This is a genomic window from Streptomyces sp. NPDC030862 (assembly GCF_055571835.1).
In genome coordinates this window covers 247,126-261,048 of sequence record NZ_JBVIEN010000001.1, presented here as the reverse complement: position 1 = coordinate 261,048, position 13,923 = coordinate 247,126, and the positions used below count along the sequence as shown (strand labels likewise).

At 70.9% G+C, this 13,923-nt stretch carries 10 protein-coding genes; all 10 read right to left on the bottom strand.

What is annotated here, in order from left to right; translation table 11 throughout:
* Nucleotides 1-20 precede the first annotated feature (20 nt).
* Nucleotides 21-2,207 (bottom strand): heavy metal translocating P-type ATPase, encoded by a 2,187-nt coding sequence (locus ACZ42X_RS01190; RefSeq protein ID WP_468282829.1) that lies wholly within the window; start codon nucleotides 2,205-2,207, stop codon nucleotides 21-23.
* Nucleotides 2,208-2,209: 2 nt separating this feature from the next.
* On the bottom strand, nucleotides 2,210-2,521 hold the full coding sequence (locus ACZ42X_RS01185; protein ID WP_468282826.1) for a DUF1490 family protein: 312 nt from the start codon (nucleotides 2,519-2,521) through the stop codon (nucleotides 2,210-2,212).
* 610 nt (nucleotides 2,522-3,131) lie between these two features.
* Entirely contained in the window at nucleotides 3,132-4,004 is an 873-nt protein-coding gene (locus ACZ42X_RS01180; RefSeq protein WP_468282824.1) for a hypothetical protein, read from the bottom strand.
* A gap of 304 nt (nucleotides 4,005-4,308) precedes the next feature.
* Nucleotides 4,309-5,790 carry a peptidase M16 family protein gene (locus tag ACZ42X_RS01175; RefSeq protein ID WP_468282821.1) on the bottom strand — a complete coding sequence of 494 codons (1,482 nt, stop codon included), beginning with the start codon at nucleotides 5,788-5,790 and terminating at the stop codon, nucleotides 4,309-4,311.
* Nucleotides 5,791-6,010: 220 nt separating this feature from the next.
* Nucleotides 6,011-6,649, bottom strand: coding sequence for a LutC/YkgG family protein (locus ACZ42X_RS01170; protein WP_468282818.1), 639 nt, complete (start codon nucleotides 6,647-6,649; stop codon nucleotides 6,011-6,013).
* Nucleotides 6,646-8,070, bottom strand: coding sequence for a LutB/LldF family L-lactate oxidation iron-sulfur protein (locus ACZ42X_RS01165; RefSeq protein WP_468282815.1), 1,425 nt, complete (start codon nucleotides 8,068-8,070; stop codon nucleotides 6,646-6,648). Before ACZ42X_RS01165 ends, ACZ42X_RS01170 begins: the two co-directional genes overlap by 4 nt.
* Nucleotides 8,067-8,822 carry a (Fe-S)-binding protein gene (locus ACZ42X_RS01160; RefSeq protein ID WP_468282812.1) on the bottom strand — a complete coding sequence of 252 codons (756 nt, stop codon included), beginning with the start codon at nucleotides 8,820-8,822 and terminating at the stop codon, nucleotides 8,067-8,069. The genes ACZ42X_RS01165 and ACZ42X_RS01160 overlap by 4 nt, the downstream gene beginning before the upstream one ends.
* Entirely contained in the window at nucleotides 8,822-10,351 is a 1,530-nt protein-coding gene (locus ACZ42X_RS01155; RefSeq protein WP_468282809.1) for a rhamnulokinase, read from the bottom strand. The genes ACZ42X_RS01160 and ACZ42X_RS01155 overlap by 1 nt, the downstream gene beginning before the upstream one ends.
* Before the next feature lie 149 nt (nucleotides 10,352-10,500).
* Nucleotides 10,501-12,540 (bottom strand): bifunctional aldolase/short-chain dehydrogenase, encoded by a 2,040-nt coding sequence (locus ACZ42X_RS01150; protein ID WP_468282806.1) that lies wholly within the window; start codon nucleotides 12,538-12,540, stop codon nucleotides 10,501-10,503.
* Between the two features lie 108 nt (nucleotides 12,541-12,648).
* On the bottom strand, nucleotides 12,649-13,818 hold the full coding sequence (gene rhaI, locus ACZ42X_RS01145) for an L-rhamnose isomerase (RefSeq protein WP_468282803.1): 1,170 nt from the start codon (nucleotides 13,816-13,818) through the stop codon (nucleotides 12,649-12,651).
* Nucleotides 13,819-13,923: the final 105 nt, after the last annotated feature.

Below are 13,923 nucleotides of genomic sequence, written 5' to 3'. Positions count from 1 at the left end.
CCGGGACGAGGTGCCGCTGATCAGCGCACCCGGGTCTCCTCCAGCGGCGCGGCGTAGAGGTCCTGACCGGCTTCGGGCAGATGCGGGGTGTGGTTGACGAGGCGGGCGGAGTTGCCGACGACGGCGATGCTGCTGGTGTTGTGCAGCAGGGCGGCGACGACCGGGTTGATGGACCCGCCCGCGCCGGCGACGAGACCGGCGAGGTTGACGCCGATGGCCAGGCCGTAGTTCTGCCGTACGACGCGCAGGGTGTGCCGGCTGAGCTCCACGACGGCGGCGACCTGGCGCAGGTCGTTGCCGGCGAGGGCGATGTCGGCGGTCTCCAGGGCCACGTGGGAGGAGTGCTCGCCCATGGCGATGCCGACGTCCGCGAGCGCGAGCGCGGGGGCGTCGTTGGTGCCGTCGCCCACCATGGCGACCATGTGCCCCTCTTGCTGGAGATCGCGGATCAGTTGCAGCTTCGCCTCGGGCAGGGCGTGGGCGTGGACCTCGGCGATGTCGAGGGCGTCGGCGACGGCCTGGGCCGTCTCGGGTGCGTCACCGGTCAGCAGGATGATCCGCTGGACGCCCAGGTCGCGCAGCTGCTGGACGACCGTGCCCGCCGCGGTGCGTACGGCGTCGGAGACACCGAGCATGCCGATCAGGTCGTCGTCGTGGGCGAGGCAGATGACCGTTTCGCCCTGGCGGCGCAACTGCTCGGTCCAGTCCTGGGCGACCGTCGTCAGCTCCAGTCCGTGCCGGCGCAGCAGGGCGGGGCTGCCGACGAGGAGCCGGGTACCGTCGAGCTCGGCGCGCATCCCCATGCCCAGGACCACCTCGCACGCCTGGTGGATGGGAATGTGCAGGTGCTGTTCCTCGGTGCGGGTGACGATGGCCTGGGCGACGGGGTGGCGGGCGTGGCGTTCACCGGAGGCCGCGAGGCGCAGGACGTCGTCGGCCGTGTAGTCCTCGTGGAGGGCGACGACGCTGGTCACCAGTGGGCGGCCGAGGGTGAGGGTGCCGGTCTTGTCGAACACGACGGCGGTCACCCGTCCGATTCCCTCCAGGTGCGTGCCGCCCTTGATGAGCGTGCCGTGGCGGGCGCCGTTGCCGATGGCGGCGCTGATCGCGGTGGGCGTGGCGAGGCCGGCGGCGCACGGGCATGCGACGAGCAGCATGGTCATCGCGCGCCGGGCGTCGCGGGTGAGCACGTACGTACCCGCCGCGAGGGCCAGGGACACGGGGACGAAGCGGCGCGTGAAGCGGGTGGCGACGGTCTGGATGGGCGCCCGGTCGGACTGGGCCTCCTCGACCCGGCTGATGATCCGCCCAACGGTCGTGTCACTGCCCACGGACACCGCCCGTATGGTCAGGGAACCGGAGGTGACGACGGTGCCCGCGTACACCTCGGAGCCCTCGTGGGCGTAGACGGGCAGTGCCTCGCCCGTGATGGCGGCCTGGTCGACCAGCGCCTCGCCGCCGGACACCACGCCGTCCACCGGGATCTTGTGGTGCTCGTACACGGCGACGACGTCGCCGGCCTCCACGTCCTCCAGGGCCACCTCGACCTCGACTCCTTCACGTACCAGCCAGACGCGCTCCTCACCGATGCTGAGGAGTTCCTCGATGGCGCGGCGGGTGCGGCGCAAGGTGATCGTCTGGAGGAACTCGCCGATGTTCAGCAGCCACAGCACGGTCAGCGCGACGACGTTCTCGCGCAGCATGAGGGAGATGACCGTGGCGGCGGTGACCAGCGTGTCGGTACCCGGATGCTGGCGTCCCGCCATGGTGCGCAGCGCCCCGCGGAAGAAGGGCAGACCGCTGAAGACGGTCACCGCGCCGAGGAACCCGGACCGGCCCCCGCTGACCCACGGTGGCCGCCGGAGCACCAGGCGGTGCACGGCCACCACGGCGAGTACCGCTCCGCCCACGACCAGCCGGGCGAGCTCTCCGGTGGAGGAGTCGGGCACCGACCGGCTCGGCCTGGCCGGTACGGAGGGTGGGGGAGCCTCGTCGAGCGCGGCCACCAGGCGGTCGACGTCCAGGTCATCGGGATTCACCCAGATCACGACGCTGCCGGTCCGGGGAAAGAGGCGCAGCGCGCGGAAGCCGGGCAGGTCGGCGAGCCGCTCGTCGACCAGCCCCGCGCATCCTGGCCGCGCCTGAAGCCATGGGACGGTCAGTCGCGCGCGTCCGGCAGCGACGGAGCGTACGCGTATGTCGGACATGATCAGTGCTGGTGGTCGTGGTCGTGGCCGCCGATGTTGACGGCGGACGGTGGCGGAGCTTCCTCGCCCAGTGACGAGCGGGCCTCCGCGAGCACGTCACCGGTTTTCAGTCGCGCTTCTTCCGCGGCCGATCCGAGCCATCTGGTGGCCCTGATCCCGCCCGCGAGGCCGTTGACCAGCGCCTTGCGTGCGGCGGGCTTGGCTCTCGGGGCGGCTTTGGCGGCGCCGCGAAGGATGACACCACCGACGACGCCGGAGACGGCGTGGTGAGCGAGGCGGCCTACGGCGGCGCCGGCGAGGGCTGCAGGGTGCATGGTGGTCTCCCTACGTTGCGGCCGTGCAGAGGCCACACAGCCACTCCAATTGTGCGTCTATGTCGTTCGCTGCCGCACTTGTTGCATCCTCAATCAACCAGGCCGCTCACGTATGCGTGCGTGTCCGCTGCGTGTAGGGCCCCGCGACGTGCCGGCGATGCCGTCTCACGGAACTTCCGGCACGGAGACCGTCACCTACTCACCCGGTGTGCGGAGGTGGCTGAGGTTTCCCGACGCGTTGGATTCGCCGACCGGCGGCCGGGCGGCAAGGTCGGTTCCACGTTGGTCTCTTCGCGTGCGTGGGCATGAACTGACCGATCATCTCGGCCGGCCCTCGCGGCCAGCTGTCTGTGCTGGGCTCCCGCGATGGTTGTGGCGACCCACGCGACCGCCCAGTCCACCTCACCGACGGCGTCCGATGACCGCTGGACGTGGGGCAGGCGGCGGCCCTCGTGACGTCCGCCGACCAGCGGTGGGCGGGACGACCATCGAGCGGGAGAGTGCCCGCAGTTGGTGGCTTCCACCGGTTCGCGGCCGAGGGGTACGGGGTGCAGAGGTCGGGGTCTTCGTCGTGGTCGTGGACGTCGGGTGCGATCAAGGCGGCTGCGGATCATGGTCCGGGCTTGAACATATCGACGATCGGCAGGTACCGGTGCCAACGCCGCCCGAACAGGACCAGCAGCACCAGGACTGCCATCGCGACGATTACAGCCCCTGAAGCTATGTCGGGAAGATTCAGCAAGGAGACGGCAACGGCCCCGCCAGCGATCACCACGACGGTGACGCCCACGAGGATCGGCTCACGGTCGCGTACGGGTTCGAGGTCCGCAACCGACCCCACCGGAAGCAGGGTCGCAACCTTGTTGCTCGTGTACTGCTCCGCGATCGTCGCTACCAGTCCCGCCAACTCCTCCAACGCGTTCTGCGTATGATCGCCGTGCATCTCCTCCTCGACGGTGCGCAGTTTGGCGACCACTTGCCCGGCATGGCGCCGCAGTTTCGCGTTGGGAGGGGAGAAGGACGCGACCGACCCACGCCTGCGATACGCCGTCAGCACATCACCCTCCAGCCTCCGGAGGTCCCTCGACACCTCGAGCAGGGCCTCGTGCCGGCGGTCTCCGCCGCGCCTGTGCGCCTCGGCGCAACTCTCGATCACTTCGGCACAGAGCCAGGCCAGGCGATTGCGGCGTGTCGCACGCGCCGAGCTTGCTGTTTGGCGGGCAATCACCACCAAAACCATCCCGACTCCGAGGAAGGCAAAGGTGACTTGGGCATGGAGGAGTTCCTCCGGCCACCAGAGGACCCATGCCTCGAAGCTCAGGAACAGCCACGCGATCAGTGCCCAGGCTTGCAGGTTGATGAACCAGCCCCATCCCGCGGCATCGTGCTTGCGCAGGGCGACGCGGAATCCGAGCGGTATCGGCCACCAGTCGTATCCAAGGCGATCGAGCGCTGCGCGCAGATCGGCCACCTGCTTGTCCATTCGGCGTCGGGCACGAGCACGCCGTACTTGACGAATCCCATTGACCACGATCATGGCAGGTGAGGATGTCACGCCACGATGACAATGGGTGGATGCTCGCGTCAATTGGTGACGTGCGGGCATCCCCGTCCGGGCTCAGCGTGATGGGCTGCCGACGTCTGCTGGTTGCGCTACGGCGGCCGGACACGGGCCGCCGGAGCGGACGGGCGTCGGCGCCGCAGCACTGGAACGGTGTGCAGCGCGGCCGAGCTCGTCCGCCGCCCATGCAAGGCCTTCTGGGCCCGACAGCCGGTCAGGCTTGCCCCTATTGCTTCTCGGGGTCTCGCGGTGCCAGGGCCGAGGCGTCGTACGCGAGGCCGGTCGGCACCGCGGCGTCCACCGCCCGGATCACCTTGTCGCACCCGCTGTACTCCTGGGGCGACAGCTCCATCAGGCAGCCGGACGCCCCGAAGAGCGTGCGGTCGTCACCATCTCTCTCCACGCCGACGATCTCGTCGAAGCGTATGCGGTGCAGTCGCCCGTCCCCGTTGAGCTCCGCCACACCGTCGCCGGTCAGCACCAGCCGGGAGCGGCGCGCCGCGCCGTACTTCGCGCGCGCCAGCAGTGGCGGCCGGAACACCTCGCCTGCCGGCAGCCCGTCGTGTGCACAGCAGGCCCCTTGAGGCAGCGGCGATCCGTCGAGGGCAGTCAGCCGGGGCTCGACATCCGGTGCCACGGCCAGCTGCGCGGTGACCAGGGCCTGCGCGAAGCAGGCTCGTACGTCCTCGGGTACTACGGTACGAAGGGCAGCCAGCCGGGCTGTGGCGTCTCGTGACGGCAGTCCGAACAGATGGGAAGCGGCAGCCAGGTCCAGCTCCGCCTCCACGGCGCGCGGGTGAGCGTAGCTCTCCCGGAAGCCCTCGATCTCCTCCTTGAGCTCGTCCTCGGAGGGCAGTTCCCGGCCCAGGCGCAGTGCCTCCTGCCAGAGCAGCTCCGCTATCTCGGCTTCCTGCCCGGGGCGGGAGTCCAGTGAGAGCAGGGTGTCCAGGGTGTGCTCGTCACGCAGGCTCGACTCGACCTGGACCGCGTAACTCAGGCCCCGGCGGTGCCGTGCGAGCTCGGTGAGCCGGTGCTCGAGGAGCGCGACGCCGAGAGCGGCGGCCGCTGAGCCCAGGGGCATGGTCAGGGCGATGGCGGCGCCCTCGATCGGCGCCTCGTCCCAGGATGCACCGGTACGTGCGGCCGGGGTCGTGCGTTGCGGCGGCCGGCCCTCGGGCAGGGGGAGCCGCAGGTCCTGGGGCGGAGGACCGGTGAGTTGGAGGACGGCGTTGGCGCGGGTGAAGTACACGGCGGCGTGGGCCTGGACGGTGTCCGCGGAAAGCCGGTCGTAGCCTGGCCCGGTGTAGGGCGCAAGGCCGGGACCCTGGGCCCCGAACCGCTGGTTGAGCAGGAAGGCGGCGGCCGGGGACGTGACCGAGGACGCCTCGGCGGTCAGAATGCCCGCCTCGTGCTGGATCCGGTCCAGCGGCAGGTCGGACAGGGCGGCGCAGACCGCCGCCAGGAAGGCGGTGATCTGCTCCGGACGTCCGGAAGCGGTGAAGCGGGTGGCTTCCAGGTCGACGGAGGCGTTGTGCTCGTGGTGCAGACGGGGCAGCGTGCTCATCACCAGGTGCTCGATGAGGTGGGTGACACCGATGGTGCGGAAACTCTCGTCCCGGGCACCGCACCCGAAGGTGAGCGTCGCGCTGAGGGGAACCGGGCCCGGGGCCCACAAGACGGTGACACCGTCGACGGTGGTGCGCTGCATGGGCCCGACTTTACCGACAGCCTGAGCCGGACCCGCGCCCGGCCTGAGCCGGACCCGCGCCCGGCCTGCGCCGGACCCGCGCCCGGCCTGAGCCGGACCCGCGCCCGCCCTGCGCCGGACCGCGCTGCGCCGGACCCGCGCCCGACCCGCGCCGGGCCTACGACAAGAGCGCCCAGTCCTACGAAGCCGCCGTCACCGCTGCTGTGGGTGCAACGACGTCTTAGCGGGTGACGATCACAACATCGAGCCGTCTTGGGCCGTGCACGCCTTCGACGCGGGCGAGTTCGATGTCGCTGGTGGCGGACGGGCCGGAGATCCAGGTCTGGGGTCGGGTCGGGTCGAGGCGTGGCAGGGCCTGGTGGATGGAGGCGACGACTTGGTCCTCGGCGCGTACGACGCAGACGTGCAGGTCGGGGACGAGAGTGAGGGCGCGGCGGCCTTGGCCGGGGCCGCCGTCCAGGACGATCGTGCCGGTCTCGGCGATGGCGAGGGCGCAGCTGGTGACCACGGCGTCTGTGGTGTCCAGCTGGTGTGGCGTGAGGGTGGCGTCCGCGTCGTGGTGCTGCTCGGCCGTCGTCGCGGACAGCCACACGGCGGGCAGCCCGGGTGGCACAGCGACGGTGTGGGCGTCGTGCCGGTCGAGGAGTTCTGCCACCAGAGCGGGGAGCCCGGTCTCCGTGGTGCGATGAACGCTCGCGCGGTAGTCGGCGAGGTTCTCGTGGAGGAGGTCCAGAATGGTGTCCGGGGTGTCGGGGGTGTGGGTGGCGAGGTAGCCGCGTGCCGGTTCCGGGGCGAGTGGCGTGTCGGCGAGTGCCTGGCGGATGCGGTCCAGGACGCGTTCGCGGGAGTTCTGATTCACGTGCGGTTCTTCTTCCACCAGTCACGGAACGGTTCGGCGGGCATCTCCGGCAGGTCGCGGCTCTCCGACCACGGGCCGACGCCCGGCCCGGGCAGCTTCCTCGGATGCAGCGCGCGCGTCCTCGACGCGACGCGCTCGCCGGCGGCGAGCACGCCGGGGCGGTCCAGGACCCAGCCGGCGGCCTTCATCGCCGCCTTCTCCAGCCGGTGTCCCTTCCCGCCCTGCCCGGCGACCTTCTCGCGGAGGTGGACGAGGACCTCGGGGATGTCGATGGCGACCGGGCACACGTCGTAGCAGGCCCCGCACAGGGTGGAGGCGTACGGGAGGGAAGCGTCGATCTCGCTCTGCGCGCCACGGAGTTGGGGGGTGAGGATGGCGCCGATCGGGCCGGGGTAGACGGAGCCGTACGCGTGGCCGCCGGCCCGTTCGTACACCGGGCAGACGTTGAGGCAGGCGGAGCAGCGGATGCAGCGCAGGGCCTGGCGGCCGACCTCGTCGGCGAGGGTGTCGGTCCGGCCGTTGTCGAGGAGGACGAGGTGGAAGGTCGTCGGCCCGTCCGCGTCGGTGGTTCCGGTCCACATGCTCGTGTACGGGTTCATCCGCTCGGCCGTCGAGGAGCGGGGGAGCGTCTGGAGGAAGACCTCCAGGTCCCGCCAGGTGGGGACGACCTTCTCGATGCCGACGACGGAGATGAGGGTCTCGGGGAGGGTGAGGCACATGCGGCCGTTGCCCTCGGACTCGACGACGACGAGGGTGCCTGTCTCGGCGACCATGAAGTTCGCCCCGGAGATCCCGACCTTCGCGCGCAGGAACTTCTCCCGCAGGTGCAGCCGGGCCGCCTCCGCCAGTTCGGCTGGGCTGTCGGTGAGGTCGTCGGGTGCCTCTCGGCCCCACGTGCCCATCTCGGTGCGGAAGATGTCGCGGATCTCGCCGCGGTTGCGGTGGATCGCGGGGACGAGGATGTGGGAGGGCCGGTCGTTGCCGAGCTGGACGATCAGCTCGGCGAGGTCGGTCTCGTAGGCCCGGATCCCTTCGGCCTCCAGCGCCTCGTTGAGGCTGATCTCCTGCGTGGCCATCGACTTGACCTTGACGACCTCCCTTTCGCCGGTCGCCTTGACGAGGTCCGCGACGATCCGGTTGGCCTCGGCCGCGTGCGCCGCCCAGTGCACGGTGCCGCCGGCCGCGGTGACCGCTTCCTCCAGCTGGAGCAGGTAGTGGTCGAGTCTGCTGAGGGTGAGGTCCTTGATCTGCTTGCCGGCCTCGCGGAGCTCGGCCCAGTCCGCGAGTTCGGACACTGCCGTGGCTCGCTTGTCGCGGATGGTGTGGGTGGCGCGGCGCAGGTTGGCGCGCAGGGTGTCGTTGCGTACGGCGTCGTGCGCGGCCTTGGGGAAGGCCGGCATGCCGATGAAGGTCCCGCTCATGCCAGTGGCTCTTCTTCCGTGCTCGCGAGGATCTCGGCGATGTGCAGGACGCGTTGCGGGGCGTCCAGGCGGCGCAGCATGCCGTCGATGTGCAGCAGGCAGGAGTTGTCGGCGCCGCACAGGACCCCGGCGCCGGTGGACAGGGAGTTGCGGACCTTGTCGGCGCCCATGGCCGCCGACACGTCCGGGTTCTTCACCGCGAAGGTGCCGCCGAAGCCGCAGCATTCCTCCGCCCCGGGCAGCTCCCGCAGTTCGAGCCCCTTCACTGCCTGAAGGAGCCGGCGGGGGCGTCCCCCCAGGCCGAGCACGCGCAGGCCGTGGCAGGAGGGGTGGTAGGTCACCTTGTGGGGGAAGTACGCCCCCACGTCCGTCACGCCGAGGACGTCGACGAGGAACTCCGTCAGTTCGTACGTCCTCGGGACCAGGGAGTCGACGGCCTCTGCCAGCGTGTTGCCGCGGCCTTCGGCGCGGGCCTTCCGGGCGATCCTCGGGTAGCTGTCGCGGACCATGGCGACGCAGGAGCCGGACGGGGCGACCACATGGTCGTAGCCCTCGAAGGTGCGGGCCATGCGGTGGACCAGGGGTTCGGTCTCGCGGCGGTAGCCGGTGTTGTACGGGGGCTGGCCGCAGCAGGTCTGGGCGGCGGGGAAGTCCACCGTGACGCCGAGGCGTTCGAGGAGTCTGACGGTGGCCACGGCCGTGGAGGGATAGATCGCGTCGTTGACGCAGGTGGCGAAGAGGGCGACGCGCATCAGGGGTTCCCCGGGGCGAGGTCCAGTCGGGTGGCGGCCGCGTTCCATGCGGCGGTGTCACCCTGGGGGGCGTAGTGCCGCAGGTGCTGTGTGGAGGCGATCAGGCGGCGCATGTCGGCGAGGTCGCCGACCAGGCCTGCGGCGCGGGCCTGGACGAGGATGTTGCCCAGTGCGGTGGCTTCGGTGGGGCCGGCGATGACCGGCAAGCCGGTGGCGTCGGCGGTGAGCCGGCAGAGGAGGTCGTTGCGGGAGCCGCCGCCGACGAGGTGGATCCGGGTGATGTCGCGGTCGGCGAGCTCGGCGGCCTGGCGCAGGGTGCGGCGGTGGGCGAGCGCCAGGCTTTCCAGGACGCAGCGGACGACTGCGCCCTGGCTGCGGGGAACGCGCTGCCCGGTGCGGGCGCAGTAGCCCCGGATGCGGGCCGGCATGTCGCCGGGGGCGAGGAACTCCGGGGTGTCCGGGTCGACGAGGGAAGCGAAGGGTTCGGCCCGGGCCGCGTCGGCGAGGAGCGTGGGGATGTGGGTGGGCAGGTCCTCCCTCTCCCAGGTGCGCCGGCACTCTTCGAGCAGCCACATGCCCATGATGTTGCGCAGGTAGCGCACGGTGCCGTCGATGCCGCGTTCGTTGGTGAAGTTCGCCGCCCGGGAGGCCTCGCTGAGGACCGGGGTGTCGAGTTCGAGGCCGGCGAGCGACCAGGTGCCGCACGAGATGTAGGCGAAGCCGGGTTCGGTCGCGGGCACGGCGACGACCGCGGAGGCGGTGTCGTGCGAGGCGACCGTCGTCACCGGCGTCCGGGGATCGAGCCCGGTGTACGTGGCGACGTGGGGCAGCAGGGTGCCGGCCGGGTCGCCGGGCGCGCGTAACGGCGGGAAGAGGCCGGGATCGAGAGAGAGCCGGTTCAGGAGGTCCTTGGACCAGGTGCCGGTGCGGGCGTCGAAGAGGCCGGTGGTGGAGGCGTTGGTCTCCTCGGCTCCGATGGACCCGGTCAGCCAGTGGATCAGCAGGTCAGGGATGAGCAGCAGCGTGCGGGCGGCCCGCCGCTGGGCGGTTCCTTCGGCGGCGGCGAGCTGGAAGACCGTGTTGAACGGGAGGTGCTGGAGGCCGGTGATGCCGTACAGCTCCTCGGGGCCGACCTTCGCCCAGACATGGGCGGCGGCGCCGTCGGTCCGGTCGTCGCGGTAGTGGAACGGGTGGCCGAGCAGGGCTCCGTCCGTGTCGAGGAGGCCGTAGTCCACGGCCCAGGTGTCGACGCCGATGGAAGCGACGCCGCCGGAGCGGGCGGCCCCGCGCAGTCCGTCGAGGACGCCCTGGAACAGGGCGAGGGTGTCCCAGCGCAGCCCGTCCGGCAGGCGCACGGGTGTGTTGGGGAAGCGGTGGGCCTCGGTGAGGCCGAGGTCGTCCGGACCTACCCGGCCGACGATCACCCGTCCGCTGGTGGCGCCGAGATCGACTGCGGCGAACGCGGACGCGAAGGCGGACGACGGGGGAGTGGTGGTCACGTGGATACCTCTGCGGTGTGGGCGGCTCATCGAGGAACAAAGAGGGAATAAGGGGCGGACCGGCGGCGCCCGGCGGGCACCGTGTGGGGGCCGGTTCCCGTACGGCATTGCGCCGCCGGTCCGCGGAGGCACCTGGGGCGAGTGCGTCGGCAACCCGCCCCAGGGCGATCAAAGGGCCCTCAGCGAAGGAAGGCCGCGGCGATGCCGGCGTCGACGGGGACGTGCAGGCCGGTGGTGTGGGTGAGGTCGCCGCCGGTGAGGGCGAAGACCGCGTTCGCGACGTGCTCGGGCAGGACCTCGCGCTTGAGGAGGGTGCGCTGAGCGTAGAACTCGCCCAGCTTCTCCTCCTCGATGCCATAGGTGGCAGCGCGCTGGGCGCCCCAGCCTGCGGCGAAGATGCCGGAGCCGCGCACGACCCCGTCGGGGTTGACGCCGTTCACCCGGATGCCGTGCTCCCCGAGTTCGGCGGAGAGGAGCCGCACCTGGTGGGCCTGGTCGGCCTTGGCGGCGGAGTAGGCGATGTTGTTCGGGCCGGCGAAGACGGCGTTCTTGGAGGCGATGTAGACGATGTCACCGCCGAGGCCCTGCTCGATCATGACGCTCGCGGCCTCGCGGGAGACCAGGAAGGAGCCCCGCGCCATGATGTCGTGCTGGAGGTCCCAGTCCTTCGCGGTCGTCTCCAGCAGGGGCTTGGAGATCGAGATGCCGGCGTTGTTGACGACCAGGTCGACACCGCCGAAGGCGAGGACGGCCTCGCGGAACACGGCGCTGATCTGTTCCTCGGACCTGACGTCCACGGTGATCGCCACGGCCTTGTCCGGGCCGCCCAGCTCCTCGGCCACGGCGGCGGCGTTCTCGCCGTTCAGGTCGGCGACCACGACACAGGCGCCCTCGGCGACCAGCCGGTGCGCGATCGCCTTGCCGATGCCCGAGCCCGCACCCGTCACCAGCGCGACCCGGGTCGCGAGGGGCTTCGGCTTCGGCATGCGCCGCAGCTTGGCCTCCTCCAGCTCCCAGTACTCGATCCGGAACTTCTCCGCCTCCTCGATCGGCGCGTACGCCGACACCGCCTCGGCACCGCGCATGACGTTGATCGCGTTGACGTAGAACTCCCCCGCCACGCGTGCGGTCTGCTTGTCCTTGCCGAACGAGAACATGCCGACGCCGGGAACGAGGACGATCGCCGGGTCGGCGCCGCGCATCGCGGGCGAGTCGGGGCCGGCGTGCCGCTCGTAGTAGGCGGCGTACTCCACCCGGTACTCCGCGTGCAGCTCCCTCAGCCGGGCCACGGCCTCGTCCGGCGGAGCCGTGGGAGGCAGGTCCAGGACCAGCGGGCGCACCTTCGTCCGCAGGAAGTGGTCGGGGCAGGACGTGCCCAGGGCCGCCAGGCGCGGGTGCTGGTCGTGGGCGAGGAAGTCGAGGACGACCTCCGAGTCGGTGAAGTGCCCCACCTGTAGGTGGTCCTGGGAGGCCAGACCGCGGATCACGGGCGCGAGCAAGGCGGCCCGCTCCCGGCGCTTCTCCTCGTCCAGCGCCGCGTAGCCTTCCAGAGGGGAGCCGAACGGCTGCTTCCCGCCCCGCTCGGTGAGAAAGGCCTCCGCCGTGCGGATCATCCACACGGCATTCGTCTCGCACTCCTCGGAGGTGGTGCCCCAGGCGGTGATCCCGTGCCCGCCGAGGACGACGCCGACGGCCTCCGGGTTGGCCTCCTTGATCGCCGCGATGTCCAGACCGAGCTGGAAGCCGGGCCGGCGCCATGGCACCCACGCCACCTTTCCGCCGTAGCACTCCGCCGTCAGCCTCTCGCCGTCGGCGGCGCAGGCGAGGGCGATGCCGGAGTCAGGGTGCAGGTGGTCGACGTGCCGGGCGTCCACCAGGCCGTGCATGGCGGTGTCGATCGACGGGGCGGAGCCGCCCTTGCCGTGCAGGCAGTAGTCGAAGGCACCGACCATCTCGTCCTCGCGCTCGACACCGGGGTACACGGCCTTCAGCGCCCGCAGCCGGTCGAGGCGCAGCACGGCCAGGCCGTCCTCGGTGAGCGTGCCGAGGTCGCCGCCGGACCCCTTCACCCACATCAGCTCCGTGTCGGAACCGGTGACGGGATCGGTGACAGTGCCCTTGGCGGAGACGTTGCCTCCGGCGTAGTTGGTGTTGCGGGGGTCGGAGCCCAGCCGGTGCGCGCGGCCGAGGAGCGCGGCGACTTCGGGGTGGGTGGCCATGTGCGATCGGTCCTTCGGAGTCGACGTGCGCGGGAAGGGGGAAGGAGGGCGCCCCGGAGGGGCGGGCGTCCTACGGTCCTGCGGACGGAGCCCTGGGAAGCCGGGCGGTCAGGCTCCCCAGCCGGCCTGCTCGCCGCCGACACGATCGGTGGCGATCCGCTCCTGCCACCCGGAAGCGGCGTACGCGGCGACGGGGTCCGGCGCGAGCCCCTGTTCCTCGCGGACTTCGCGCAGCAACGGGCGTACGTCGGTGTCGTACGCGTCCATCAGCACCGCGTTCGCGGCGAGGACGTCACCGTCGCGCTGGGCGGTGGCGAGCGCGTCGACGTCGACGAGGAGGGCCTTGGCGGTGGCCTCCTGGACGTTCATCACGGAGCGGATGACGGCCGGGATCTTCGCCTCGATGTTGTGGCACTGGTCGAGCATGAAGGCGACGTTCGCGGCCGGGGCGAGGCCGCCGTTCTGCGCGACCTCGTGCATGATCCGGAACAGCTGGAAGGGATCGGACGAGCCGGCCATCAGGTCGTCGTCGGCGTAGAAGCGGGAGTTGAAGTCGAAGCCGCCGAGCTTCCCCTCGCGCAGGAGGAAGGCCACGATGAACTCGATGTTGGTGCCCGGCGCGTGGTGGCCGGTGTCCACGACGACCTGGGCCTTGGGCCCGAGCTTGAGACAGTGGGCGTACGACGTGCCCCAGTCCGGGACGTCGGTGGTGTAGAAGGCCGGCTCGAAGAGCTTGTATTCCAGGAGCAGGCGCTGTTCGTCGCCGAGCCGCTCGTACACCTCGGCAAGAGCAGCGGCGAGACGGTCCTGGCGCGTCACGACGTCGTCCTGGCCAGGGTAGTTGGTTCCGTCGGCGAACCACAGTTTCAGGTCCGACGAGCCGGTCGCGTCCATGATGTCGACGCACTCCAGCAGGTGGTCGATGGCCTTGCGGCGCACCTTCGCGTCCGGGTGGCAGACGCTGCCGAGCCGGTAGTCGTCGTCCTGGAAGGTGTTGGAGTTGATCGCCCCCAGGTCCAGTCCGCGCTCCTTCGCGTACGCGGCGAGCTCGGCGTAGTCGTCGACACGGTCCCAGGGGATGTGGAGGGAGACCTTCGGGGCGATTCCGGTGAACTCGTGCACCTTCGCGGCGTCGTCGAGCTTCTCCCACGGCGTCCTGGGGACACCGGGCTGGGCGAACACCCTGAAGCGGGTGCCCGAGTTCCCGTAGCCCCAGGAGGGCGTCTCGATGGTCTGGGCCTTGAGCACGGCCTTCACGGCGTCCCGAACGACAGTCATGGGGCAACCTCGCAACCAGGGCCGCGCTGTACCGCGTCGGCTCGTGAATCGTTTCATCGATACCGAAGCATGTATGCGTGGAGTGGTCAATAGACCGAGTGATCT